At 56.5% G+C, this 24945-nt stretch carries 19 protein-coding genes; 8 read left to right on the top strand and 11 right to left on the bottom strand.

Translation table 11 applies throughout. The annotated features are described in order from the left end of the window. Window positions 1-31 precede the first annotated feature (31 nt). A complete protein-coding gene (locus HMPREF1287_RS01280; protein WP_023017757.1) occupies window positions 32-598 on the top strand; it encodes an HNH endonuclease family protein in 567 nt (188 codons plus the stop codon). A gap of 56 nt (window positions 599-654) precedes the next feature. Further along, window positions 655-1098 (top strand): hypothetical protein, encoded by a 444-nt coding sequence (locus HMPREF1287_RS01275; RefSeq protein ID WP_005280147.1) that lies wholly within the window; start codon window positions 655-657, stop codon window positions 1096-1098. Window positions 1099-1106: 8 nt separating this feature from the next. On the opposite strand, the gene HMPREF1287_RS01270 is transcribed toward HMPREF1287_RS01275, so the two are convergent. The 4 genes from HMPREF1287_RS01270 to HMPREF1287_RS01255 all read right to left on the bottom strand — a co-directional run bounded on the left by HMPREF1287_RS01270 (window position 1107) and on the right by HMPREF1287_RS01255 (window position 7257). Then, on the bottom strand, window positions 1107-2345 hold the full coding sequence (locus HMPREF1287_RS01270; protein WP_023017756.1) for an HNH endonuclease signature motif containing protein: 1239 nt from the start codon (window positions 2343-2345) through the stop codon (window positions 1107-1109). Between the two features lie 147 nt (window positions 2346-2492). Beyond that, window positions 2493-4364, bottom strand: a complete 1872-nt coding sequence (locus HMPREF1287_RS01265) for a DEAD/DEAH box helicase (protein ID WP_023017755.1) — start codon at window positions 4362-4364, stop codon at window positions 2493-2495. 46 nt (window positions 4365-4410) lie between these two features. Beyond that, complete coding sequence (gene hutI / locus HMPREF1287_RS01260) at window positions 4411-5580, bottom strand: imidazolonepropionase (protein WP_023017754.1); 1170 nt, start codon at window positions 5578-5580, stop codon at window positions 4411-4413. Further along, window positions 5581-7257 (bottom strand): urocanate hydratase, encoded by a 1677-nt coding sequence (locus tag HMPREF1287_RS01255; protein ID WP_034653614.1) that lies wholly within the window; start codon window positions 7255-7257, stop codon window positions 5581-5583. 182 nt (window positions 7258-7439) lie between these two features. Between HMPREF1287_RS01255 and HMPREF1287_RS01250 the strand changes: the two genes are divergently transcribed. After that, entirely contained in the window at window positions 7440-8249 is an 810-nt protein-coding gene (locus tag HMPREF1287_RS01250) for an SGNH/GDSL hydrolase family protein (RefSeq protein ID WP_232208013.1), read from the top strand. On the opposite strand, the gene hutH is transcribed toward HMPREF1287_RS01250, so the two are convergent. Further along, entirely contained in the window at window positions 8230-9780 is a 1551-nt protein-coding gene (hutH, locus tag HMPREF1287_RS01245; RefSeq protein WP_005280141.1) for a histidine ammonia-lyase, read from the bottom strand. The two genes, HMPREF1287_RS01250 and hutH, sit on opposite strands and share 20 nt — an antisense overlap. 74 nt (window positions 9781-9854) lie before the next feature. Beyond that, window positions 9855-10598 carry an IclR family transcriptional regulator gene (locus HMPREF1287_RS01240; protein WP_023017751.1) on the bottom strand — a complete coding sequence of 248 codons (744 nt, stop codon included), beginning with the start codon at window positions 10596-10598 and terminating at the stop codon, window positions 9855-9857. A gap of 62 nt (window positions 10599-10660) precedes the next feature. Between HMPREF1287_RS01240 and hutG the strand changes: the two genes are divergently transcribed. After that, complete coding sequence (gene hutG, locus HMPREF1287_RS01235; protein WP_023017750.1) at window positions 10661-11599, top strand: formimidoylglutamase; 939 nt, start codon at window positions 10661-10663, stop codon at window positions 11597-11599. Between the two features lie 3 nt (window positions 11600-11602). On the opposite strand, the gene HMPREF1287_RS01230 is transcribed toward hutG, so the two are convergent. After that, entirely contained in the window at window positions 11603-12949 is a 1347-nt protein-coding gene (locus HMPREF1287_RS01230; protein WP_023017749.1) for a YjiH family protein, read from the bottom strand. 127 nt (window positions 12950-13076) lie between these two features. Between HMPREF1287_RS01230 and HMPREF1287_RS01225 the strand changes: the two genes are divergently transcribed. From HMPREF1287_RS01225 to HMPREF1287_RS01210, 4 genes are all read left to right on the top strand, one after another. Beyond that, window positions 13077-13505 (top strand): (deoxy)nucleoside triphosphate pyrophosphohydrolase, encoded by a 429-nt coding sequence (locus tag HMPREF1287_RS01225; RefSeq protein ID WP_023017748.1) that lies wholly within the window; start codon window positions 13077-13079, stop codon window positions 13503-13505. Between the two features lie 479 nt (window positions 13506-13984). After that, complete coding sequence (locus HMPREF1287_RS01220) at window positions 13985-15022, top strand: DNA cytosine methyltransferase (protein ID WP_005282306.1); 1038 nt, start codon at window positions 13985-13987, stop codon at window positions 15020-15022. 8 nt (window positions 15023-15030) lie between these two features. Beyond that, window positions 15031-15951, top strand: coding sequence for a NaeI family type II restriction endonuclease (locus HMPREF1287_RS01215; protein ID WP_023017747.1), 921 nt, complete (start codon window positions 15031-15033; stop codon window positions 15949-15951). A 372-nt stretch (window positions 15952-16323) separates the two neighbouring features. Beyond that, window positions 16324-17616: an Nramp family divalent metal transporter gene (locus HMPREF1287_RS01210; protein WP_023017746.1), complete on the top strand. Its 1293-nt coding sequence runs from the start codon at window positions 16324-16326 to the stop codon at window positions 17614-17616. 650 nt (window positions 17617-18266) lie between these two features. Here the strand turns inward: HMPREF1287_RS01210 and HMPREF1287_RS01205 are convergent. From HMPREF1287_RS01205 to HMPREF1287_RS01195, 4 genes are all read right to left on the bottom strand, one after another. After that, window positions 18267-21230, bottom strand: a complete 2964-nt coding sequence (locus HMPREF1287_RS01205; RefSeq protein WP_005282299.1) for an FAD-binding and (Fe-S)-binding domain-containing protein — start codon at window positions 21228-21230, stop codon at window positions 18267-18269. Window positions 21231-21367: 137 nt separating this feature from the next. Beyond that, window positions 21368-21601 carry a hypothetical protein gene (locus tag HMPREF1287_RS11980; protein ID WP_005282297.1) on the bottom strand — a complete coding sequence of 78 codons (234 nt, stop codon included), beginning with the start codon at window positions 21599-21601 and terminating at the stop codon, window positions 21368-21370. A gap of 12 nt (window positions 21602-21613) precedes the next feature. Then, on the bottom strand, window positions 21614-22963 hold the full coding sequence (locus tag HMPREF1287_RS01200; protein WP_005282295.1) for a TRAP transporter large permease subunit: 1350 nt from the start codon (window positions 22961-22963) through the stop codon (window positions 21614-21616). 706 nt (window positions 22964-23669) lie between these two features. Beyond that, on the bottom strand, window positions 23670-24905 hold the full coding sequence (locus HMPREF1287_RS01195) for an MFS transporter (protein ID WP_005282292.1): 1236 nt from the start codon (window positions 24903-24905) through the stop codon (window positions 23670-23672). Window positions 24906-24945: the final 40 nt, after the last annotated feature.

Raw genomic sequence — 24945 nt, 5'->3', positions numbered from 1 at the left:
CCTTCCCGCACCTCGCGGAGTCCAATAGGACATGAAGTCCTATTACCTGGCCGCGCTATCATGCATAACCGCTCTCGTTATCGCATGGTATGCGTGGCCTTTTCCGCGTTTTGATGTCTCCACCGTTCCATCCCGCGCGGAATTGCAGGGCTACGACCGCGACGAGTTCGGCGGTTGGCAGCCCAACGGTGCATGCACCACGCGTGAGGCCATCATGGAGAACCAAGCCAGCGAGGCGTTCGCAGACTGCCGGCCGCAATCCGGCACGCTCTATGACCCCTACGCGGGCGAGATGATTTCAGCCACCTCCTCTATTGAGGTCGACCACATCTTCCCACTTTCTGCCGCCTTTGACATGGGTGCCGCACAGTGGGACCAAGACACCAAGATCCGCTTTGCCAACGATCCCCTCAACTTGGTGGCGACCAGCCGGAAGCTCAATCAGGAAAAGTCTGATTCCCTCCCCTCTGAGTGGTTACCGCCCGCTAACCGCTGCGATTACTCGCGGCGCCTCGCAAAAATCGCGCGCAAGTACGAGTTACCGTTGCCCCGCGCGGATGTCCGTGCAATGAGAAGGCAATGTCGGTTCGATTTCTAGCAGTTAAATTGATTAGGGTGAACAAGGCAACTTTTCTTAACTGAAGGGCATCCTCCATGACTACTTTGTTCATCTTCCTGCACGTGGCAGCGGCCATCGTTTTGCTCGGCCCCGTGTGCATTTCCACCTCCATCTACCAGACCCAGCTGCAGGGCGCAGCGCAGGGCGATAAGACGGCCCTCGGCGCCGCCCGCAACTTGCACAACATCACCAATACTTACGGCTACATTTCCGCCCTCGTGCCGGTCCTTGGCCTTGCAGTGTTCCTGTCTGATATTGAAACCTTCAAGAGCCAGGTCAACTTCCACATCGCCATCCTCGTGGCCATCATCGCGTGGTGCCTGCTCTTCTTCCTCATCCTCCCTAAGCAGCGCACGGCGCAGGCAGCCCTAGAATCCGGCGATACCGCCAACCTGGGCTCCATCAAGAAGTCCCTGTCCGCTTTCGGCGGCGTCTTCAACCTCCTGTGGATCATCTGCCTTATCCTGATGTACATCTAGGAAGCCATTTACTCTCCGGGGACAGTGTCATCGCTGTCCCCTTTTTCATGCGTGGACTCCTCTCTGAGCTCTTCTTTTAGTTGCTGCGCATCTGCGTGCGCATTCTCCCGCCGCTTCTGCGTGGCCTGCGCTACCGTCTGCGCCCACCTGCGGTTCTTCGGCGCCAGCGGTCCGCTCGCGGAGTCGTAGACCCACGTAGAGTCATCAAAAAGCCAGACGATGTCCCCGCTTATCGGGTCCTTGATATAAAACGCCCTCCCATCGGTCTTAATATTGTGATGGTGCTGGCATAAGCAGGTGAGGTTTGCTGCCGAGGTCGGCCCACCATCTGCAAAGTCGTGCCGATGGTCCATCTGGGACGCCACCGCCGGCCGCGTACAGCCTGGCCACCGGCACGTGCCATCCAAGCCCTCTACAAACGCCCGGATATCTGGCGGCGTCACATAGTTAGGGCTCTCCGCCTGACCGGCCTTCTCCATATCCCTTGTCGTTGACGCGCGAGCCTGTAGGTCATCCGCGGTCTCCGGGGATACCCAGCCTAAGTTCTGTACAAACGCGGGTGCATCCGGCAGGTCGCAGCGATACATATTCAACACGACCTTGGCCTTAGCCTGTGCTTTTCCAGTCAACAGTTCCACTGCGGCCTCAGCCATCGTGAGGTCCTTGTCCGTAGCGATATCCCGAATATTGCGGTCGATTATCTCCGCGGTTTCTAACCCGACGTCCAGGCAAACCGCAGCCCACTCCCCGCCTGTAGGTTCAACGCTATAGGCTTGCTTGCGGCGCGGATCCCGCGCGGCAATAGAGGGATCGAGGCGCACGATGAGCTCGCGCAGCTTTCGGCGGAGATTGCGGTGCGAGGGCAGCTTTTGATTGGGACGGGTTGGGGTCAAGTAGTTGGTCAGGGCGTCATCGATAGTGAATTTCTTCTCCGCATCAATGGCGCCGAGTTTGGCTAGGGTTTGGTCAATCGTAATGAGTCGGTCTAAATCTAAATGGAAATGCTGTTCTTGCCGAGCGCGCAGCCGCGGCAGCTCTTTTAATCGCTCGAAGGCGAAAATAATATTCCTAATTCGGGACTGACGCGCCCCAGTTAAGTTAGACAGGGATTGGCTAATAATTTCGATATCGTCATCTGAGCCAGGATGAAGCTTCTCCCAGAACTGGTATTCCGCCTTCCTAATCTCCGTAGCTGCACGGGAGGTAGAATTTTCTGGATTGGTATTGGCATAATATGGCGCATTCATGGACTTTCTTTCGAGAGATTTACTAGAACATGCTTTCGCCATACACCATACAAAACCGCCCCGACACGCTACCCCCGTTTATAGTAAAAGCGCAGGTCACAGGGCATGAAAAAAGGGCCTCTAAAAAGAGGCCCTTTGGAGGTTTAATTAGTCGCGGAAGCGACCACCGTGCTTGCGGCCACCGCCGCCGCCATCACGGCGAGGCGGGCGACCGGTATCCTTCTGAATCTTGATGAGCTGGCCAGAAATCCGGGTATCCTTCAGGCGGTCCAGCACAGCCGGGTCCATGTTCTTCGGCAGGTCCACGAGCGTGTGCCCCACCGCAATGGTGATGCGCCCGAAGTCCTTGGCAGACAGGCCACCTTCGTTGGCGATTGCACCGACGATGGCACCCGGGCGGACATTCTGGCGCTTGCCGACGTCCAACCGGTACGTCTCAAAGTCACCATCCGGCCGCTTGGAGCCGCCGCGGTTCTTGCCGCCACCCTTGAAGTCGCGGTCGCGCTTGCGGTCATCGCGATCGCGGCGGTCCTTCTTTGGCTTGGGCAAAGGCTTGTCTTCCAATAGGAAGTTCTTGCCACCCTGGTGCATGACGGCCAAGGCCGCGGCGATGTCATCCATCGCGACGTCATTGTCTTCCGAGTACTTGCGCACCAAGTTGCGGAAGAAATCGGCCTGCTTGTTGTCCATGGACTGGGTAATGGCCTGCGCAAACTTTTCCTTGCGCTTCTCATTGACCTCATCGACGGACGGCAGATCCATCTCTTCGAGACGAGCGTTGGTCACGCGCTCGATGGAGCGCAGCATGCGGCGCTCGCGTGGGGTGACAAACAGGATTGCCTCACCGGAGCGACCGGCACGGCCGGTGCGGCCGATGCGGTGCACGTAGGACTCGGTGTCGTTCGGGATGTCGAAGTTCACCACGTGGGTGATGCGCTCCACGTCGAGACCACGCGCGGCGACGTCGGTAGCGACGAGGATGTCTAGGCGACCATCCTTGAGCTGGTCAACGGTGCGCTCGCGCTGCGCCTGGGCGATGTCGCCGTTAATAGCAGCAGCGCTGTAGCCGCGATCGCGCAGGGCCTCGGCCACCTCTTCGGTTTCGTGCTTGGTGCGGCAGAAGACGATGATGGCGTCATAGGTAATGACTTCGAGGATGCGGGTAAAGGCATCCATCTTTGCGCGGTGCGGAATCAGCAAGAAGCGCTGCTTGATGTTGTCGTTGGTGCGACGCTCGGACTTAACGGTTACTTCCGCCGGGTTGTGCAGGTACTGCTTGGACAGACGGCGGATGGCGTTAGGCATGGTGGCGGAGAAAAGCGCCACCTGCTTGCGGTCCGGGGTGCTTTCCAGGATGCGCTCGACGTCTTCCTGGAAGCCCATGTTCAGCATCTCATCGGCCTCATCGAGGACGAGGAACTGCAGCTGGGACAGGTCAAGCGAGCCCTTTTCCAGGTGGTCGATAACGCGACCCGGAGTACCCACGATGACCTGGGCACCGCGGCGCAGACCAGACAGCTGGATGCCGTAGGCCTGGCCACCGTAGATGGGAAGAACCTCGATGCCTTTGAGGGTTTCCGCGAAGGATTGGAAGGCGTCTGCAACCTGCAGGGCGAGCTCGCGGGTAGGCGCGAGAACGAGCGCCTGCGGGTGGCGCGCCTGCGGATCAAGCTGGGACAAGACCGGCAGCGCAAAGGCTGCGGTCTTGCCGGTACCGGTCTGTGCAAGGCCCACGACGTCGCGGCCTTCCATCAGGATCGGGATGGTTTCTGCTTGGATGGGGGACGGCGTGGTGAAGCCTACTTTCGCAACGGCTTGCAGAATTTTATCTGGCAAGCCGAGGTGCTCGAACCCCTGGGAGTTGTCGTTGGCCGAATCTTTGGACTCAGCGCCGGTGCCCTCAGAAGTATTCGCAGCCCTGGTGTCCTGGTTGACACCTTGCGAGTTGTCCTGAGATTCCGACTTATTAAAATCTTCCGGCTCGTTTACGCCGCCGGTGGCGTTATCGGTAATGCTCATTGCTCGTCCAACCCTACGCGATACCGGCGGCAAACTCCATTCCTCGCTATACCCCCGCCACGAACGTGCGGTAGCTCAGCGGCATGCCCGGCCGGTAGGCCAAGTGCACCGCGCTGGGAGCATCGAGTACGTGCAGGTCAGCGGCAGCTCCTTCCACCAAGGTGCCCTTCGCGGGGCGGCCCTGCGGGTCGAGTCCGTTGCCCACATTATGGCGGCGCAACGCCGTGGCACCGCCGGTAGTGGCGGCGTGGATGGCCTCGTCGACGGATAGGTGCTGCTGCAGGACGGCCGTGGTCACGCAGTAGTTCATCGACGAGGTATAGGAGGTACCTGGGTTGAGGTTGGAGGCGATGGCGAGGGTGGCGCCGGCATCGAGAAGCGCACGGCCAGGCGCTAAGGGCTCGCGCGTGGAGAGATCGCAGGCCGGGAGCATGGTGGCCACGGTCTCGGATGCGGCGAGCTTTTCGATGTCACTATCGCTCAGGTAATTCACATGGTCCACCGAGGCGGCGCCGAGATCGACCGCGAGGCTAACCCCCGGGCCCTCGCCAAGCTGGTTGCCGTGCACGCGCAGGCCAAGGCCCAACTTTTTACCGGCTTCGAGAACGCGGCGCGACTGCTCTTCATTGAACGCGCCGCGCTCGCAGAAGACGTCGATCCACTGGACGTATTCGGCAACGCCGTCCAGCATCGGGCCGACGACCTCATCGAGGTAGTCTTCCGCATCCGCTCCCGGCGGCACGAGGTGGGCGCCCAGGAAGGTCACGTCGTCGACGTGCTGGGATGCCACGCGCGCGGCTTCCACCTCGGAGTCCGTGTTGAGGCCGTAGCCGGTCTTGGTCTCGAAGGTGGTGGTGCCACCGCGGCGGCCGGCGGCCACGCGCTCGGCGACGAGCTTATCCAAGCGCTCCGCGCCCGCCTCCCGGGTGGCGTCCATGGTCACCGCGATGCCGCCTGCTTCGTAGGAACCGCCGGACATGCGGGCCTCAAACTCGGCGGAGCGGTCGCCGTCGAAGACCATGTGGGTGTGCGAATCCACCCAACCGGGCAAGACGGCGCGCCCGCCCAGATCCACCTGGTCATCGGCGGCAGGCGCCTGAGAGGCGGGGCCGATCCAGGCGATGGTGCCGTGGTCGGCGATGAGGGCGGCATCGTTAAGGGTGCCGTGCTCGCTGACCGTGCGGAGTTCAGAAATTCCGGTAAAAAGTGTGCTCATTTAATCCCTTGCCTTAAATTCCATGGGTACGCGAACGCCGCGTTCTTTGGCTACTTCCTCTGCGCGAGAGTACCCGGCATCGACGTGGCGGATAACGCCCATGCCTGGGTCATTGGTCAGCACGGCGCGCAGCTTGGCGGCGGCGAGATCGGTGCCATCGGCAACCGTGACCTGGCCGGCGTGGATGGAGCGGCCCATTCCCACTCCGCCACCGTGGTGGAGGGAGACCCAGGTGGCGCCGGAAGATACGGCGGTCATGGCATTAAGCAGCGGCCAGTCAGCGACGGCGTCGGTGCCATCGAGCATGGCTTCGGTCTCGCGGTACGGGGAGGCAACCGAGCCGGAGTCGAGGTGGTCGCGGCCGATAACGATGGGGGCCTTGATCTTGCCCTCGCGCACGAGGTCATTGAAGAGCAGGCCGGCCCTGTGGCGCTCGTTGTAGCCGAGCCAGCAGATGCGGGCGGGCAGGCCCTCGAACTCGACGTATTCCTCGGCGGCGTCCAGCCAGTTGTGCAGGTGCTCGTTTTCTGGGAAGAGCTCCTTTAGGGCTTGGTCGGTGACCTTGATGTCTTCTGGGTCGCCAGACAGCGCTGCCCAGCGGAACGGGCCCATTCCCTCGCAGAAGAGCGGGCGGATATAGGCGGGAACGAAGCCGGGGAACTCGAATGCGCGCTGGTAGCCGGCGTGGCGGGCCTCATCGCGGATGGAGTTGCCGTAGTCAAAGACCTCAGCGCCCTCGTCCTGGAATTCCACCATCGCCTGGACCTGTGCGGCCATGGATTCGCGAGCCTTTTTGGTAAAGGTCGTGGGATCGGCCTTGGCCTCGGACTGCCAGTCATCCACGGTGATTTCGGTAGGCAGGTAGGACAGTGGGTCGTGCGCGGAGGTCTGGTCGGTGACGATGTCTACCTTGAACTCCCCGGCGCGCTGGCGGCGCAGCACCTCGGGGAAGACCTCGGCGGCATTGCCTACCAAGCCCACGGAGAGGGCCTTCTTATTTTCCTTGGCATCGAGGACCAAGCGCAGGGCCTCGTCCAGGTCGGTGACCACTTCATCGAGGTAGCGCTTGTGCTGGCGGCGGCGGAGGCGGTGCTCGTCCACGTCCACGATGAGCACCGCTCCCCCGTTGAGCGTCACGGCGAGCGGTTGGGCACCGCCCATGCCGCCGCACCCACCGGTCAGGGTCAGGGTGCCGGCCAGGCTGCCCTCGAAGCGCTTCTTGGCCACGGCCGCGAAGGTCTCGTAGGTGCCTTGGAGGATGCCCTGGGTGGCGATGTAGATCCAGGAACCGGCCGTCATCTGGCCGTACATCATCAGGCCCTCGTCCTCGAGCTTGCGGAAGTGCTCCCAGTTAGCCCAGTCGCCCACCAGGTTGGAGTTGGCGATGAGCACGCGCGGTGCCCATTCATTGGTCTTCCAAATGCCCACCGGCTTGCCGGATTGGACGAGGAGGGTTTCATCGCTTTCCAGGTCTTTCAGCGATTCCACAATGGCATCGAAGGCCTCCCAGCTACGTGCTGCGCGGCCGGTGCCGCCGTAGACCACGAGGTCCTCGGGGCGCTCTGCCACCTCTGGGTCGAGGTTATTCATCAGCATGCGCAGTGGCGCTTCGGTTTGCCAGGATTTTGCGTTGAGTTCGGTGCCGCGGGGTGCGCGGACTTCGCGTGGTTCAGACATGGCTTCCTTTCGCTTGTGCTTATCGACGCCGTGCCCTACCCCAAGGCCGGTTTCCCGGGGCTGTCTCCCGGGGGGCTTGGCGAGCGTCACAGATATCAATTTAGTGTGATGCACAACGTATTTAGAGCTTGCACAGTCACCAACTGTCTGGCATTTCAGACTCTGCGGCTACGATGGCAGTCATGCGCCACGTATTGCCCGCCCTTGCCGCCGCCTGCCTGCTGGCAGGATGCTCCTCGCAGCCACAAGAAGTCCAAGAAGCCACAGAAGACCCAGAAAACTATGTGGCCCTCGGGGATTCCTACGCGGCGATGGGCTCGACGACGCTCCCGCTCGATCCGCCCGATTCCTGCGCACGCGCACAAGATTCCTATCCAGAACTCGCCGCTCAGGAGATCACCACGAGCTCTTTCCGCAACGTCGCCTGCCAGGGCGCGAGCACGCTGGATGTTTTATCCTCCGCGGGCGAGCACCCCGCCCAGGTGGACGCGCTTGCCCCGGATACGTCCCTTGTCTCCTTGAGCATCGGCGGCAACGATGCCAGCTTTGTGCGCCTAACCCAATGCGCAACGGACGATATATGCCAAGACGAATCGGGCCCGCAGATAGAACTGGAGCTACACGATCTGCCCCAACGCCTGGACAAGGTCTACGGGGAAATCGCCCACCGCTCGCCTGATGCGAAGGTCATTGCCACCGGCTATATCCCCCTCATCAATCCCGGCGAGACTTGCCCCTTCATAGAAAAAATCCCGGCCACAGACCGGGAGTGGTTGGCAGATACCATCCAGCGCATCAATCAAACAGTGCGCGAGGCCGCCGAGCGCAACGGCGCCACCTATGTGCTGCCAGACGATGCCGCGCAACATTCCGCCTGCTCAGATGAGCCATGGGTGGACTTTACGGGGCAGGACACTGACTCCTTCCCCATGCATCCCACCCACGCGGGCCAAGCGGCGATGGCGCAGGCGGTTAGCGCAGCTCGCTCGTAGCGGCCTCGACGGCATCGATCAGCGCGCCAGACTTGACCAAGCGCACGGTCTCCTCGATTTCCGGCGATAGGTAGCGGTCGGTGCCGGGACCAGGAACGGTCTCGCGCAGGGCGGCAATGACCGCGCCGGTGCCGCCAGCGGGCGTTCCTTCGCGCATGTCGATGGCGCGCGCCGCGGTGAGGATCTCCACGGCGAGCACGCGCTGCAGGCCATCAACGGCCTTGCGCAGCTTGCGGGCGGCGGACCAGCCCATGGACACGTGGTCTTCCTGCATGGCAGAAGAAGGAATGGAATCGGCCGAGGCCGGGGTGGCCAGGCGCTTTAATTCGCTGACGATGCCTGCCTGTGCGTATTGGGCGATCATGTGGCCGGAGTCGACACCGGGGTCATCGGCAAGAAAGGCATTCAAGCCGCGGTTGCGGGCCGGATCCAGGAAGCGGTCGGTGCGGCGCTCAGAGATGGACGCCAGATCCGCGGTGACGATGGAGAGGAAATCGAGCGCATAGGCCACCGGGGCGCCGTGGAAGTTGCCGTTGGAGACCACGCGGCCGTCCTTGGCCACCACCGGGTTATCCACGGCGGCGGCGAGCTCGCGCTCTGCTACCTGCGCGGTGTGCGCCAAGGTATCGCGGAAACCGCCGGCCACCTGCGGCGCGCAACGCACCGAGTAGGCGTCCTGGACCTGGTTCTTCTTGAACTCCTCCAGCGCCGCGGCGAGGATCTCGGAGCCGTCCGCCACCTGGCGGATATTGGCGGCAGAATCAGCCTGGCCCGGGTGCGGGCGCAGCTGCTGGAGGTCATCGGCAAAGACAACGAGCGTGCCAAGCAGACCTTCTACCGTCATGGCGGTGGCGATATCGGCGGTCTTGGCGGCCGCGCGCAGGTCAGTGATGGCCAGGCAGAGCTGGCCAAGCATGCCATCGGTGCCGTTGATAAGGGCAAGGCCCTCCTTTTCGCGCAGCTCCAGCGGCTCGATGCCGGCGGCGGCAAGGGCCTCGCCGGCGTCCTTGAGCTCGCCGCCCACGCGCACCTCGCCCTCGCCCAAGAGCGCTAGGGCGCAGTGGGCCAGCGGAGCCAAGTCGCCGGAACAGCCCAAGGAACCGTATTCGCGCACCACCGGCACGATGCCGGCGTTAAGTGCCTTGGCGTAGGTCTCTACCACCACTGGGCGCACGCCGGTACGGCCGGTGCACAGGGTAGATAGGCGCAGCAGCATGAGCGCGCGAATGACTTCTTCTTCCACCTCAGGGCCGGTGCCGGCCGCGTGGGAGCGTACCAAGGATAGCTGCAGCTGCGCGCGCATCTCTTCTGGAATGTGACGGCGGGCTAGCGCGCCGAAACCGGTGGAGATTCCGTAGACCGGCGTGGGATCCTGGGCCAGTTCTTCGACTCGGTCGCGCGTGGAGGCGACCTCGTCCAGGGCCTCGGCGGAGATTTCTACCGTGGCGCCGTAACGGGCAACGGCCACGACTTCCTCAATGGTCAGCGCTCCGACGCCGACGGTAACGGTGGATGGGTATGCATTAGGCATGATGACTCCTAGTGTCTTTAGGGCAGCAAAATATAGCTCACGTCACAGCCTAACGCGCTAGCCCGCATGCTACCTCACTTTTCGCGCTGGCGATACATTTTTCCCGCGACTTTCTCCGCGGCCTGGCCCAGCGCCGCGATGAGCGCCTCCACCCTATCGCCCGGCGTGGACACGGGATAGGTCACCGCAATGGCCGCCGCAGGCCGCTCCAGGTGGTCCAGGATGGGCACCGCCACCGAGGCCTGCCCCCGCGAGATTTCTTCCACCTCCTGATCCCACCCGCGCGCACGGGCCCGGTCCAGCTGATTTTTCAGGAGACCAAAATTCTCCCCGCCCGCGGTATCGAAGGCGGCCTTGACCTCCCATTCCGGCAGGTGTGCCAGCATCACCCTGCCCGAGGCCGTCTTATGCGCCTGCAGGCGCACCCCCACTTCCGTAACCAACGAGGTCGCGCCCGGCGCGCGGACCTCCTGCAGGTATAAAATCTCCGAGCCTGCCATGCGCGAAAGGTGCCCGGATCCACCAACGAGCCGTGCGCATTCCTCCAGATCGCGCGTAGCCATGCGTACCAGCGGTTGCTGGGTTACATACGCAGAGGCCATCGAGTACGCGGCCAGCCCCAGGCCGTAGGTCTTGTGCTCCGGCAGGTGGGCAACGAACCCGGCATCGACCATTTCCGCGAGCAGGTGGTACGTGGTCGAGCGCGGCAGGCCGAGCTCGCCTTGGATGCGGGCGGCGGAAATCGGGACATCGATAGTAGATAGCAGCTTGAGGATGTCTAGGGCATGGCGCGCGGCGGGGACTCGGTTAGCACTCACAACGTCCAATTATATTCCGCCATTGACAGACAAATTCACCGCACGCTTCTAGTATCGGCACTATGAATACCGAATCAGCCCCACTTTTTACTCCCGCCCCCGAGTGGTCCGGCCGCTCCGATGGCCCCGGCGCCGAGCACGCGCGCTGGCATAGCGTCATCAACCAGGCCGAATCCGCGCCCGTGACCCTGCTGGGCTTTGCCTCCGATGAGGGCGTGCTGCGCAACGGCGGCCGCCAAGGTGCCGCCGCCGGCCCCGCCGCCCTGCGCACAGCCCTTGGCTCCCTCGCGGTTCACCACGGCCACGCGCTTGCCGATGCCGGAACCATCACCACCCAAGGCGATGATCTCGACGGCGCACACGAGGCCCTATCTGACAAGGTCGAAGAACTCGTCCGCAGCGCTACCCTGCCGATTATCTTGGGCGGCGGGCACGAAACCGCCTTCGGCTCCCACCGTGGCCTGTTCCGCGCGCGCGGTGCCACCCCGATCATCAACTTGGACGCCCACTTCGATCTCCGCCACGCGGACCACGCCACCTCCGGCACGCCCTTTACCCAGATTTCCCAGCTCACCGATGACTTTGACTACACCGTCTTCGGTATTTCCCGCCCCAATAACACCGCGGTGCTCTTCAACGATGCCGATAAGCTCGGCGTTAACTACACCCTGGATGAGGAGCTGGTGAACCTCACCCCGGCCGAATGCGGCGCGCTCGCCACCCAGGCCACCGCCGCTGCGGACAAGGTCCACCTCTCCATCGACTTGGACGTGCTTCCCGCCTCCACCGCGCCGGGTGTATCCGCCCCGGCTAGCCTCGGCGTTGCCTACGAGCGCATCCGCGCCCTGGCGGTCGCGATCGCGGCGACGGGCAAGCTCGCGCTTGTCGATGTCGTCGAGCTCAACCCCACCTTCGACATAGACAACCGCACCGCCAAGGCAGCGGCGCGGCTTATCGATGACATCGTTAACGCTCACCTCACTGCGGTAAGCGGGCAGTAAGACTCAGAACAGGAGGTGCGCAATCGGGGTCGCAATCACGATGGTGAGAGCAACGCGCTCAAACCAGATGATGACCAGGTGGGATAGCTTCACCGGAATCTTGGTGGCCAAAATGCACGGCACCAGGGCGGAGAAGAAGATGATGGCAGACACCGCCACGACCCCGATGACGAATTTCAGCACCATGGAATCGCTGCCTGCTACAGCGGTGGCGGGTAGGAACATCTCCGCGATGCCCATCGCCGCGGCCTTGCCGCCGAGTTCCGGCTCCGGCAGCTGCACAATCCAAGCAAAGGGGTAAAACAGGTACCCAATCCATTCAAAGATCGGGGTAAACCGCGCAAGCAGCAAGCCAATAAGGCCCACCGACATAATGGACGGCACGATGGCCGCGGCCATGCGCACACCATCGCGCAGATTATCCCAAATGGCTTGTGGCAGCGACGGCGCGCGCTGCAAAGCCAGCATCGCCTCCCGCCACGCATTCTTGAAACGCGATCCTTCCACCGGCTTTTCCGGGTCTGGTTCTGCATCCGCGTAGTATTCGTCCGGGATCGTCCGCAGCGGCGGGATGCGCACGGTAATGGCCGTAACCAGGAATGTCACCACCAGCGTGACGGCGAAGTACGTGCCCCAGATATTCATCAGATCCAGCTGCTTGGCCACGATGACCATAAACGCCGCCGATACTGTGGAGAACCCTGTAGCGATAACGGCAGCCTCTCGACCGGTATAACCACCCTTTTGATAAACGCGATCCGTGACCAAAATGCCTAGCGAATATGAACCGACAAAGGATGCCACCGCATCGATGGCGGAGCGCCCCGGTGTCGTCCACAGCGGGCGCATGATGGGTTGCATCAGCACCCCAACAAATTCCAAGAGGCCAAATCCAATAAGAAATGCCAGGAAGGTACCGCCGATGGGCACGATAAGCCCCACCGGCGTGGCAATGGAGTTCCACAAGAAGGGAACCAAATCTTCATCACCTAATACCCACGGCAGCGCGTCAATAACCATGAGGAAGGAAATGATGGCACCGGCGATATTGAGGACCGCAAAGACCGCCTGCAGCGCGCTTTCCTTAAACGCCCCCGTACTAAAGCTACGCACCGTTCCATACACGGCGAGCGCAAAGATAAGCCACGGCACCACCGCCGGAATGCTATCGCGCACGATGGTGACCATGTGGTCCAAAGGAATGGAGTTCTTTTCCTTATATGTCACAGGAAAGAAGAACACGAACGCGCCAATGGCGCTATAAACAAAGAGTTTCCACCGTCCCTCAGGCCGCGGGACTTCCCCGTCATGGCTCTGGATGGAGGAATTAACTGAATTAGTAGATGTCACGATAGACCGCCCCTCAAGCTTGCATGATGATCAAGCCCGCGCGACAGCCTGACGCGAACATTGGGAATATGTTAGCTAAATTACATCTTGTTGTCTAGCGTTTCCTGGCTCAAGGCACAATGGAACTATGTCTAACCCCATCCGCGTCGTCGGTGCCGTCTTTCACGATGGCAACCGATTCCTCGCCTGCCGCAAGAAGCCCGGAAAACCCCTAGAAGGACATTGGGAATTTCCAGGCGGAAAAATCGAACCGGGAGAATCACCCGAACAGGCTTTAGCCCGCGAAATTCGCGAGGAACTCAACCTCACCGCCCGCGTTGGCAACAAACTCACGACAACGACCTACGAATACGACTTCGCCACCATCGAACTAACCACCTTTTATTGCACGCTCATCAGCGGCGAGCTTCGCCTGAGCGATCACGACGCAACCAAATGGGTTACCCCCGCAGAAGCTATGGAGCTGACCTGGGCGCCGGCGGATATTCCAGCCGTGGAAAAACTCACTCCTAATCGAAAGGTAGGTAGCTCAAGTCTTTTCTTCGATAAGATCTAGTCGCTAGCATCCTCCGCACATCCTTCGCTAAGTAGCTGACAAGTTGAGGGTCTTCCTCCGCTAGGGCTGCAATTCCAGCCGTAGCTTTACCTCCGTTAGTGGGCTTTCCCGCATAGGAAGGCCTGGCACTATTTAGGTCAGCGTATTTTCGCCCGACCCCATTTACGTTTCTAAACTTAGACCCAAGTTCAACTCCGTCTCCGTGCATTAATCCCCCCAGCCAGGAGTTCGGCGACACGACTCAGTTCTCGCTCCGGACAAGATGAAGGCCACCCAAGCTTGATTCCAACCTCAGCAACGAGAAGAATCTCGTCTCGCAACCATTTCGGACTTCTCAAGATTTCTCCAATCATTTCGAACATACATTCCACACACGCTTAGTAATATGTCCACACTCTGCATATGCTCCTAAAGGTAAAATAGTTGAACCTCTAGGCCTCGCGCGTCCACATCACGAAATTTCTAGAAAGGATTTCCCAGTGACCTATAAGAAACTAACTTCACTAGAAATTTGTGCTGGGGCCGGTGGTCAAGCTCTAGGGCTAGAGACTGCGGGATTCACGCACAAAGCTGTCATCGAAGTCGACCAATGGGCTGCACAGACTCTACGCCTCAACCGTGGAGATTCAGGACCCCATGGAAAGTGGAACGTTTTAGAAATGGATGTTCACGACTTCGATGGCAAGCCATGGCGTCACAAAATAGACCTCTTTGCCGGAGGGGTTCCTTGCCCGCCATTTTCCATAGCTGGCAAACAGTTAGGGGCCGATGATGACCGTGACCTTTTCCCAGAGGCACTCCGCCTGATCGATGAGATAGATCCACCTGCTGTCCTTTTGGAAAACGTAAAAGGACTCGGCCAAAAGCGCTTCGATGACTACCGCCGAAATATAATTATCAAGCTTGAAGAGTTGGGATACCAGGTATTCTGGGAGCTCCTCCAAGCTGCCAATTACGGAGTTCCGCAGCTACGTCCTCGCTTCATCCTTGTAGCTCTAAAGAAGGAGTTCTCCGAGTTTTTCGCGTGGCCAAACAAAGTTCCTCACCAAGTAACGGTTGGAGAAGCTCTTAAAGATCTAATGGCCGAAAATGGCTGGAAAGGCGCAGAGAAATGGGCTACAAACGCAAACACAGTTGCACCGACTCTCGTAGGCGGAAGCAAGAAACACGGTGGCCCCGATGTAGGCCCCACACGGGCAAAACAAGCTTGGAAGGCACTCGGTGTTAAGGGCACTTCCATCGCAGAGGAAGCGCCTTCCTCAGACTTCACGTTAAACTCCGAAGAAGAATTACCGCGCCTCACAGTGCGCATGGGTGGCGTGATCCAGGGATTCCCAGATGACTGGAACTGGGCAGGAGGGAAAACTGCTCAATGGCGACAAGTTGGCAATGCATTCCCACCCCCTGTCGCCAAAGCTATAGGGGAACAGATCAAAAAAGCATTGCGTAAGCGCCCACTAACTAAATCGGAACAGCCCGCCGAACCAGCTCAAATATTGCAACCAACCTTGGCTTAGGAAGTATTGTGACCACCCCGCACCACCCCGAGAAAGCAATCTCCCTTTTCATCGAGGCATTTCAGTCTGTTGATCCCGATGGAAAACGGCTCGCCAAAGTTTTTCGTGATTCTTTTGACCAAATCTACGATGGCCAACACACTGGACGCTATTCGATTGAACAGCTTTCCAAAACTGAATCAGCCCATCTCGGGTCAATCGTAGAAATCAATATTCGACGCGAGTTTGACGACATAATTAATGACGGCGAAGTAATGGACTTCGAAATCCAAGATTACGAAGTTGATTGTAAATATTCGAAGTCTCGCTTTGGCTGGATGATACCTAATGAAGCACTCGGACATCATGGCATGCTTTGCCACGCAGACGACGCAAATTCCCTCTTCCGAGTTGGCTTCATCAAGTTTGATAACTCTGTACTCACCAACGGTGGAAACCGTGATGGAAAACGGACAGTTTCAGCTGCGGGCAGGAAATACATAACCTGGCTGTACTTTGATGAACCATTTCCCCCAAATACCCTGCTGCAACTGGACCCGGACGACAAAGACAGAATACTTTCGCTCAAATCGGGTGCCGCACGCTTGAACGAATTATTTCGAACAGCCCAGGAAATGAGAATCCCACGTGGCATCGTAGCTACCGTCGCGCAACAGAAAGACTATATGAAGCGGATACGCTACAACGGAGGTTCACGCTCAGCACTTCAGCCCGAAGGGATCGTTATTTTGGGCGATTACAACGCTCATCGCAAAATTGCTGATGCGCTTCAACTCCCTATTCCAGGTGAAGGAGAATCCCTGTCTGTTCGACTTTTTCCTCTGCAACCAGATGAAGATGAAAAGTTTGTGACTATCGACGGGGTCAACTGGCGAAAAGCCCGTGTATCGGACCCAATCGTCGCAGCACCCCAAATCCCATTTAAATAGCGGAATAGCATCGAGTACATAGCCGATACTGCTGAATTTTGAATTACCTCTGCCTTGATGAAATTTGTTCAATCAAATTTCAATATGAGATAGACGGAATTAAATAATTTGACCGTAAATCTTGGTTTTAATATCAGTCGATAAACAAAGTTTTAGCTAGTACCCTCCACCACAGCTCAAGACACCAGAGAATCAGCAGAACACTGAGGATAGAGCCGTCTTCAACCTCAAACTTTTCACTCCAGTCGCTCCCGGTGCTCAACCAGGCATTGTCCAGGAGGTTAGTAATTGCTTAACTCAAGGAGCGATTTACTTGCGAAAGTGATACATTCCCTTTAAGTGATTCACACCACAGCCACTTAAGGAAGTGTCATGAGCCAATCAGAAAACCACACCGGCGCAACATCCGCCCAAGGCCAACAGACACACGACTCTGAGCCACAAGCCAAAGTAAAGTGGACCCTCGTCGGTCCGGGTTTGGTTGCCGCAGCCACCGGCGTTGGTGCCGCAGACCTCGTTGCCACCATGATTGCCGGCCAGCGCTATGGCTACGCGCTGCTGTGGGCCGTCATCGTCGGTACGATTATGAAAATCGTGCTGGTGGAAGGCGTCGGACGCTATAGCTTAGCCACCGGAAACACGATGTTCCACGGCTGGCGGGAGCTAGGACGCTGGACCTCCTGGTACTTCGCGCCCTACATCGTCATCTGGGGATTGGTATATGGCGCAGCGGCCATGTCTGGCACGGGCTTGGCATTAAGCGCACTCTTCCCCGGTACCAACTTAACCATGTGGGCCATCCTGACCGGCGTGTTGTGCTTTGCCCTTACATGGTTGGGTCAATACCAACTCTTTGAAAAGCTTGCCGCCGTCTTGGTTGGCATCATGTTTGTCACCGTGGTGGGCATCGCAGCAATTACCGCACCTAATCTGCCAGAGATTCTTCGCGGCCTTGTGCCCACCATCCCGGATGGATCCTTTGTCTACGTCCTGTCCATTGCCGGCGGTGTCGGCGGCACCATCACCCTTGCGGCCTATGGTTACTGGCTGCGCGAGAAAAAGTGGTTCACTCCCAAGTGGATGAAGGTCATGCGCATGGATAACTCGGTGGCCTATGCCGTCACCGGTATCTTCGTGCTGGCTACGCTAATCCTTGGTGCCGAGCTTTTGTACAGCGCCAATGTTGCTGTCTCCGATAACGACCAGGGCTTGGTGGACATGGCGGACGTGCTGGAGGCTCGCTACGGAACCTTTATTTCTAAGTGGTTCATCGTGGGCTTCTTCTCTGCCGCATTCTCTTCCTGCTTGGGCGTGTGGAACGGTGTGTCCCTCATGTTTGCAGACTACGTTGGCCACCTGAAGAACCTCCCACAAGGCCACCCCAGCACCAGCACGGGCGGTAAGTACTACCGCGCTTACCTCATCTGGTTGACCTTCCCGCCGATGCTGCTCCTGCTGCTGGGCAAGCCCACCGGGTTGATCATTGGCTACGGCGTTCTGGGCGCATTCTTCATGCCCTTCCTGGGACTTACGCTCTTGGTACTGCTTAATACCAAGCACACCCCGAAGGAATGGCGCAATGGTTGGTTCGTGAATACCCTGATGGGCATCATTTCCGCGGCCTTTGTCTACCTGTGTGTTTCCCAGGTCGCCGGGTTCTTTTAATTGGAGTTCCGCGTGTACTGCAGCTCGAGGTTGTTTGTGTGCGGGCACTGTGAATCGCAATAGCAGACTTCATGTCAGCACCCTGCTGCAGTGCGCCTCCAAAGTAAGCACTGATTTAAAAAGTCCGCTGAAGAGACGCCTTTGCGAAGCACGAATAGTCTAGATACGTCTTTCGCTCTTCACCCAAGCGGTAGATAACCTCTCCATAATCTAGTACGTCAAATAGGGCTCCGACACTTGCGTTCCTCACAAATCCTGCGCTTGAACGACGCCCCTCAATGACAGCACCCTTGCCGATTGTTACATTCCACGTCGCTACCTCTCCAATAAAGAGAGGCCGCAACATTTAATTCCAATTAATTTCAGTAATCGATTTAAAATTTCCACTCGAACTTTAACCAGAAAAAGTTAATTATTCAAAGCTCGGGACCAACACATAAAGACATTTCCCTCCTTTTTGACAAGCAAATGGATTCAACATTAGGGATCGGATTTAAAAACAAACACCTAGGACTAATGAAAGAGTACCACCAATTGACCGCAAAAATCACCGCCATTCTCCTCGGCGTTTTCAATCAGCAAAATTTTACATCGTTTCATATTGAATACGGCTTCAAAGATACTAATATGCCGAAACTGGGCTGACTCCTTTAATTCAAATTTTCTTTAAGTACATCACGTAGCACTTCGGCTATATGGCGCGCACGAACGTTAGTTCCTTGTTTGATATGAGTCCTACAAGAAAAGCCATCAGCAATAACTATATCTTCATCTTCTTGAGCCCTGCGAACTTTAGGAAACAGTTCACGTTCGCCGAGAGCCATCGACATCTCCGCGTGTCCCTTTTCGAAGCCCCAATTTCCTGCGAGACCACAGCAACCAGTATCTATGGTGTCTTGCTCGACCCCAAGTGCGCTTAATAGCTTTTCTGACATTTCCGGATCGCCTAACGACTGTTCATGGCAATGAATCTGGGTCAATGCCGATCTATCAACCGAGCCCACAACCCCTACATCGCGCAGAGCTTGAATGCGAGGAGAGACAAATTCACTAAAAGAATAGGTGGCCTCCGCTAGACGTTGAATGGTTGGGTCTGAGACTAGCTCCGCAGCTTCCTTCTGAAGCATAGTGGTACAAGAAGGTTCTATTGCCACTACAGGAATATGATTATCAACAAACGGCTTCATTACCTTCGCCGTTTGATGAAGGACACGCTTACTGGTCTGCAACTGACCTGTAGAATGCCAAGTAAGTCCACAGCATACAAATTCCGAGGGGATTTGCACGTTGTACCCAAGCATTTCTAAGACTTCAATAGCTGCCTCGGCTGGCTCAGTACCTAGATTAGAGTTAAACGAGTCAGGCCACAGGACGACCGTTCGTTCTTCATCAGCCCATGAGTCAGTTTCCCAATTGCCGTTAGGCTTTTTGTCTTGTCCACTGCTCCAAGATTCTAGCCCCTCACACGCTGATATTTCATCCAATGGTTGATGTCTCTTAAACCAAGACCTCAATGACGTATGAGCGAAATTGATTAACGGCCTCTTATTGTCGAGCCCAGCAAGGTCCGCGACAACTTTACTAAGTTTGTCAGCAGACATTACCCGATCAATTAAGCTCGGAATGATAGGCAGCCTATGTGCGATGTATCCGAGAAGCGGTAACCAGCCCATAGTGTAATGAGCTCGCGGCCGAATCCGGCCTTGGAAGTGTTTATTGAGGAACTCTGCTTTGTACGTAGCCATATCTACGTTTACTGGACACTCCGAAGCGCAGGCTTTACAAGATAGACATAGATCAAGAGCCTCATTAACCTCTTTTGACTTAAAACCTTTGGAGATCGATTCGCCGCGAAACATTTCACTCAGTAAGCGGGCACGACCTCGCGTCGAATGGACTTCATCACCGGTTATTTGAAATGAGGGGCACATTGACCCTGAGTCACTACGACAAGCAGAGACACCTACGCACCGATTTACGGCATCAACCAGAGAAGAATTATCTTGACTCAATTTATGGACCGGTGCTTTCTCATTAACCCGTTGCGCGGTCGATATACGGATACCCTCATCTATCGGATCAGCACAAACTAAGACCCCAGGATTAAAAAATGAAGCAGGGTCAAATATTTTTTTGAACTGATCGAAAAGGTCGAGCATCTCTTCAGAATACATATACCGGAGCAAACTAGATCGCGCCCGACCATCTCCGTGTTCGCCAGAAAGTGAACCATCGAAGGAAGAAACTAACTCGGCAGCTTCATTCATAAAACTCTTAAATTTTTGAATTCCCTCTGGAGAGTTAAAATCAAAGGAAATCCGGACATGGACGCAGCCTTCTCCAAAATGGCCGAACGGAATCCCTCGTAAATCATATTTATCCATCAAGTCGTAAAGGCTGCGCAAATAGTCAGCCAGATTTTCTGGAGGAACTGCTGAGTCCTCCCAATTCGGCCACGCTTCCCCACCGTCTGGCAGCCGAGTGACAACTCCAGCCGAAGCTTCCCGAATTTTCCAGAGCTCACGCATCTCCTTTGTATCGTGAACGATGGTCGAGTCAACTACCGACACCGAGTTTAAAAGATCTTCAGCTACGGACAGCGCTCCCGAGAGGGTCTCCTCTCCTGTTTCGCAATAAAGCCACCCACCTGCACCTTTGCCATTTCTTATTCCGGGAAGGTTTTCACCAGCGTTTTCTTGACCAACCTTAGACCGTAAGGCATTTAACAAATCGCCGCCCATACCTTCGATCGTGAAGACTCCTGGTTTACGGAGCTCTGCAGCTGCTGCAGCCGCTTCGAAAACGGAATCAAAAGCAAGTACAGCTAACGCCTTATGCTTTGGAACTGAGACCAGCTTGACAGTAAGTCTAGTTATGATCCCTATTGTTCCTTCCGTGCCGGCCACCATTTTTGCCGTATTAAATCCATTTGAAGCCAAGAGGTAATGAAGTCCATATCCTGAAACTTGGCGAGGAAATCGCCCGAGTTCATTATCGATCAGGTCGGCGTTTTGGTCTACCAATTCGTGGAGGCGCCGATCAATGTCTGGATCGTCACAGCCCCCCTCTGAAAATGTAACCTCACGGCCATCCGATAGCATTAAAGTAACGTCAACCACGGAATCCGCCGCCGTCCCATATGCGACAGAATGCGAGCCACAGGCATTGTTTGCAACCATTCCCCCGATCGTGCAACGAGAGTGTGTTGACGGGTCGGGGCCGTAAGTCAAACCGTATGGTGCTGCTGCATCGCGTAAAGCATCCGCAACTACCCCAGGCTCAACGATGGCGGTACGGGACTCCGCGTCAATTTCAATGATTCGGTTAAAATACCGAGACGTATCTATAATAAGCCCTTCTCCGATTGCATTTCCTGCAACAGAGGTGCCTCCGCCACGACCAACCACCTTCCACTGGCGAGCTTTAGCAATTTCCAATCCGTCTCTAATATCGGAGACAGTCTTGGGCTCAAGTATCGCAGCGGGCACCCTCCGAAAAATGGACGCATCGGAAGAATATGCTGCTCGAGTCATCATGTCAGTCCGTAGTCCGGTTTTCGCAACGCGCGAGAAGACGCTGGGATCTAACCGATTAAATCGAGTTGTATCTGTCATTAGCATTTACCTTTCTAGGTAACTGAGAAACATTAAAGAACCAGTTTGAATGTTCACGGGATATCTGACTGTCAAAATTGCGTCCAATTTATTCTTAGGAGTACTACTTCTTTAAGAGGATTCTTTTTAAAATAGCCTCATTTATACTTACTCTTCTTTGGCCGATATTTTAAAACGAATGCACAAATAGCACATAAAGTTGCACATGCATACGTAACTGGAGCCAACCAGTCATCAACTCCTACAACCAATGAGGAGTTAAGAGTGACAATCCCGAGGGATTGGGTAAAAATAATTGCTACACCACCCAGTAAAAACAGTGCCAAAAATAGGAAAAAGAGCACTTCCACTATCTTAAAAACGAGTTTCATAATATAATTCTCTCAGCTAGGAACGTAAATCGGTAGTAGCCCCATCCCAATCAGCCAAGCCAATAGAATCATCGGCAACACGAAATACACTATTAAAGGGACGAACATTTTAGGGGGATCTGCTTCCGCAAGCGCAGCAGACAGATAGATTGGTGCTCCAACTGGAGGCGAAGCCCCCTCGGTAGATGTACACAGCAGAATCACAACAATCGCCGTAGTTGGGTCAATTCCGACTGAGGAAAGCGCCGCGACAGCAGGAGCGCCAATGGCGGCGGCGGTTGCAGTCGACGAAAGCGGAGTCGCCACGAGTACAGCAAGGATCCCCACAATAAGAACCATCAACCAACCGGGTAAGTTCATCCCATTAAGTAGCCCTGAAAGCTGCTCTCCTACTCCCAACTGCTCCATAATATTTGCTGCAGCTAGCGCAGAGAATAGAGAAATTCCTACGGTTGCGAACTGAGGCAAATCTTGCCGGAACTGTACCGCTAAGTTGATGTTATTTTGCCGGATCCGCCATGCTCCTTCGATCAAAGCAATCAAAGTGATTAATATAGGAACCCAAACAATGATGGAGATGGCCTTCACTCCATTTTCACCAATCGCCGATTCCTTGGCGAGATAGCCAGCAACTGGACCTACAGTTAAAATGACGGGGATGATAATGCCAATAAATATTGATGGTGATGACCATCCGTGTTTTACCGCATGCCCTAAGGAAGTACGTTCATCTCTCGAAGCAGCCTTAATCCCTTCTCTGCGCGTCAACCAAAAGATCACAATCAACCTATAAATAACCGCGTAAGCTCCACCACATGCCAATGCAACATAAACACTGGAGGCACTCGCGCCTGCTGCCGCAGGTAATGCCAAAATAATGAACATTGTGGAGTTTGGAGGTAAGGCCACACCTAAACCAGAATTTCCCGCAACAACCGTCGCGGCACGTTCGCTAGACCATCCCGATTTCTTCATCCACGGGATTGTTACAGATCCAACAGTCGCCGAGTTGCCAGCGGTAGATCCAGCCATTAATCCGATTAACCCTGAGCTCAGGGTTGAAACATATGCAGCTCCACCACGCACTCTTCCGAATATCGAATTCAGAATTTCAATAAGCCGGTCGACCAATCCGGTGGCTTGCACGATGATCCCCATAAAGACGAACGCCATACCGGCGAAAGTAACCTCGGATTGCGAAGCATCGCGAATCGCCTGCCAGAACATAGACGGCCCCTGGGTGCCGCCTAGGAATGCGATACAAACCAACGCAATTAGCAGCGACTCAGCAATGTCACGTTTTGCAAGCGTGTTCAAAATAACCGTAACTGCAATAAATAAGCCTAACGCTATAATGCCCATACGCCGTCCCTTGATGAGTAATTTCAACTACTCATACGAATATGAGTGATTAGGATCACCGTAGCACATATCGGATCGGGATATTGGCAGTTTATATACTCCCCAAAACTTCAGCCCGACGACTGTGTATAGATTGCATTGAAGTTAGGAACCCGCACGGGAAGACCTGAAATTGTTGATCCAGGAACACCAGACCCTTTAAAGGGTTGATCCTGGTAATATCTTCTAGGGCCTTGGGCGGTCGCAGATTCTCCCCAGCTTGATACTTTTAAATGAAGAATTTTAGAGAGGTATGAACGTCCTTCGGTGTATAAAATTTACCCTCCCAGACATGACTGAATTACTACCGCGAACCAGCTATATACGGCGCCAATGGATTTTACTTGATGAGCCCTTTCGTTATCTCTGTAAAAGGGGCAACCAATCGAATAAAATTTGAATCGAAAATTCAGTTAAAGCGGCATCCTTCGTTTAAACAGATCTGGAGGTTCGGAAAGCCTCACACCAGAGATGGTTCACCCCTGGACGTTGAAGCCCCATAGGCGTCGACATCGATCAAGGCGCTGGGTAATGGAATCTACCCACATGCGCCGTGGCAAAAGAGTGATTGATGCTTCACCGAATCCGATCAAAGCTGAGGGAAAAATACTTGGCAATAATCTTCTACATAAACAGCGATTTGCCCTGAGAATCGAGTTGAAGACACTTAGCCCTTCGGCATCCGCTCTACTTCCACTGTGGACTCCTGGCGGGGCTCGCGCCCGAAGAGCCAGGCAATGATGCCGAAAATGGCAATGGCACCGCAGACGGTGAAGGCTGTGGGGAAGCCATAGACATCTGCAAGCAGCCCGATGAGCATGGGGCCCACGATCTGGCCGAAGTCTCCTGCCATCTGGAAGGTGGACAATACCTTGCCGCCAGAGCGCTCGTTGCCCACGATGTCTGCCACCGCGGCGGTCTGGGAAGGATTGATTAGGCCCGATGCTGCACCCGCAAGGGCGGATACGAGCAATAGGAACCACACACTGGTGGCCAGTCCCATGAGCACCATGAAGATGGCGGAGCCGACCAAGCCAATCAAGATAAGCGGCTTGCGGCCATGGAGATCGGACCACCGGCCGGAGAACTGGAGAATAATCGCATTGCCTGCGGCGAAGGCCGCGAGAGCCAAGCCCGAGGCTGCGGCGCCATTATGGAAAATCGCGGCGGCGAAAAGCGGCAGGACGGACACGCGCACGCCCATATTGATCCACCCGTGGGCGAAGTTGGAGGTCAGCACCGCGCGGAAGGCAGTATCGCTCCAAGCTTCCTGCAGGCGCATGGGCGGCAGTTCCGAGGTGGTGGTTTGGGAGTGGTTGACCCGCGGCATCTGCCACCAGACAACGAAAGCAGCGAGCATCACGCCGATGCCGTAGATGAAAAATGGCCAGCGGAAGCCCAGGAAGGACAGGCTGGCGCCGAGGACAGGGCCGGCGACATTGCCCAGTAGGAATGCCGTGGCGTAGGTGGCAGAGCACTTACCGCGAATCGACGGTGGAGACAGGCGCACGATAAGGCCCATCGCGGAGACGGTAAACATGGTCGAGCCCAGCCCCGCCAATGCGCGCAACACCACAATGTGCCAATACTCTTGGGCAATGGCAACCAAACCCGTGGTCACGGCCACGGTCATCAGGCCCACCAGGTAGACGCGGCGCGAGCCGACGCGGTCCACCAACGAACCAGACACGGGCGCGAAGATCAGCCGGGAGGCGGCGAAGATGGAGACCACCAGGCCGGCGGCGGCCATCGAAACATCGAAGCTGACCACGAACTGCGGCAAAAGCGGTGCGATAAGGCCATAACCTAAGGCGATAATGAACGCCGCCGTTACCATTACCCAGATTTCCCGCGGCACCTTGGGCTTTTCGTAGGGCGCCGGTTCGGCATTAGCACTCTTCATAGCACGTGCAACCTTATGCCTTTGAAGGTCTGAAAGCTAT

Origin of the sequence: Corynebacterium sp. KPL1986 (assembly GCF_000477975.1) — a bacterium.
In the GTDB taxonomy this organism is placed as follows: Bacteria; Actinomycetota; Actinomycetes; order Mycobacteriales; family Mycobacteriaceae; genus Corynebacterium; species Corynebacterium accolens.
This window is presented reverse-complemented; position numbering and strand designations above follow the sequence as displayed.